Origin of the sequence: Streptomyces sp. KLMMK, from assembly GCF_036961605.1 — a bacterium.
Lineage (GTDB): Bacteria > Actinomycetota > Actinomycetes > Streptomycetales > Streptomycetaceae > Streptomyces > Streptomyces telluris.
In genome coordinates, this window is the sequence record NZ_JBAMDC010000657.1 from 1 (window position 1) to 2,088 (window position 2,088).

The 2,088-nt window shown below is 73.6% G+C and carries 2 protein-coding genes; one reads left to right on the forward strand and one right to left on the reverse strand.

The window, feature by feature from the left end; translation table 11 throughout:
- On the reverse strand, positions 1–892 hold an 892-nt coding region (locus tag V7793_RS36800; protein ID WP_336014032.1), incomplete at its 3' end, for an aminotransferase class I/II-fold pyridoxal phosphate-dependent enzyme.
- A gap of 180 nt (positions 893–1,072) precedes the next feature.
- Between V7793_RS36800 and bioB the strand changes: the two genes are divergently transcribed.
- Positions 1,073–2,088 (forward strand): biotin synthase BioB (gene bioB / locus V7793_RS36805; RefSeq protein ID WP_336014033.1); only part of this gene is annotated, 1,016 nt, incomplete at its 3' end.

Here is a 2,088-nt window from a genome sequence, read left to right on the forward strand (position 1 = left end):
GGCGCAGCACCGTGAGGGCCGCCAGCGCGGCGCCGGCCGCCGCTGGGGCGAGGCCGGTGTCGAAGATGAACGTGCGGGCGTTGCTCACCAGGTGCCTGATCACCCGCTGCGGGCCGAGCACCGCACCGCCCTGGCTGCCCAGCGCCTTCGACAGCGTCACCGTGGCGACGACGTCCGGGGCTCCCGCCAGTCCCGCCGCGTGCACCGCGCCCCGGCCGCCCTCGCCGAGGACGCCGAGCCCGTGCGCGTCGTCCACGAGCAGGCCCGCGCCGTGTGCGCGGCACGCCCCGGCGAGCGCGGGCAGCGGGGCGGCGTCGCCGTCGACGGAGAAGACGGAGTCGGTGACGGCGAGCGCGCGGCCGCCGTGGGCTGCGAGGACCTTGCGGACGGCGTCCGGGTAGGCGTGCGGCACGATCGCCTTCTCGGCACGGGCCAGCCGGCAGCCGTCGATCAGGGAGGCGTGGTTGCCCTCGTCGGAGACGAGCAGGGCCGGCCCTCCGGCGTCGCCGCCGGGCCCGGCGAGCGCGGTGACGGCGGCGAGGTTGGCCGCGTAGCCGGAGGAGAACACGAGCGCGGCCTCGAAGCCGCAGAAGGCGGCGAGCTCCTCCTCCAGCCGGGCGTGCAGGGCGGTGCTGCCGGTGACCAGACGGGAGCCCGTCGCCCCGGCACCCCACCGGCGGGCGGCTTCGGCGGCGGCCTCGGTGACCTCCGGGTGGCGGGTGAGGCCCAGGTAGTCGTTGCCCGCCAGGTCGGTCAGCGGCGAGTCCGCGGAGCGGGGCCGCAGGGTCCGTACGAGCCCGGCCGCCAGGCGCCGCTCGTGGTGCGCGTCGATCCACGCGAAGGGGTCCCGGAGGGCGGGCCGGGGCGTCTCCCGGGGCGAGTCCTGAGGCATGCGGCCGTCCTTCGCGTTCCAAGGGGCTGGGGCCGGTTCTGTGGAGCCCGTATAGAACCTCTGTAGAACGTAGCGGGCGTCACACCTGGTCAGGGTGTGGCAATACACACACATCAATCCGCCGGAGTTGTGCGATCCCTACCTTGGCCCGGGGTACGGCCGTGAGCGAGGATCACCGCCATGGACCTGCTGAACACGCTGGTGGACAAGGGGCTGCGGCGCGAGTCGCCGACCCGCGAAGAGGCGCTCGCCGTGCTGGCGACGTCCGACGACGACCTGCTCGACGTGGTGGCCGCGGCGGGCAAGGTACGCCGCAGGTGGTTCGGGCGCCGGGTGAAGCTCAACTACCTGGTCAACCTCAAGTCCGGGCTCTGCCCCGAGGACTGCTCGTACTGCTCGCAGCGGCTCGGTTCCAAGGCCGAGATCCTGAAGTACACGTGGCTCAAGCCGGAGGACGCCTCCAAGGCCGCCGCGGCCGGTGTCGCCGGCGGGGCGAAGCGGGTCTGCCTGGTCGCCAGCGGGCGCGGGCCCACGGACCGGGACATCGACCGCGTCTCCAGGACCATCGAGGCGATCAAGGAGCAGAACGAGGACGTCGAGGTGTGCGCCTGCCTCGGGCTGCTCTCCGCGGGCCAGGCCGAGCGGCTGCGCGCCGCCGGCGCCGACGCGTACAACCACAACCTCAACACCTCCGAAGCCACCTACGGCGAGATCACCACCACCCACACCTACGCCGATCGCGTCGACACCGTGCAGCAGGCGCAGGCCGCGGGCATGTCCGCCTGCTCCGGGCTGATCGCGGGCATGGGCGAGAGCGACGAGGACCTCGTCGACGTCGTCTTCTCGCTGCGCGCCCTGGACCCCGACTCGGTGCCGGTCAACTTCCTCATCCCCTTCGAGGGCACGCCGCTGGCCAAGGAGTGGAACCTCACGCCGCAGCGGGCGCTGCGCATCCTCGCGATGGTGCGGTTCGTCTGCCCGGACGTCGAGGTGCGGCTGGCCGGCGGGCGCGAGGTGCACCTGCGCTCGATGCAGCCGCTCGCCCTGCACCTGGCCAACTCGATCTTCCTCGGCGACTACCTCACCAGTGAGGGCCAGGAGGGCAAGGCCGACCTCGACATGATCGCGGACGCCGGCTTCGAGGTGGAGGGCGCGGGCACGACGACGCTGCCGGCGCACCGGGCGGACATCGCCGC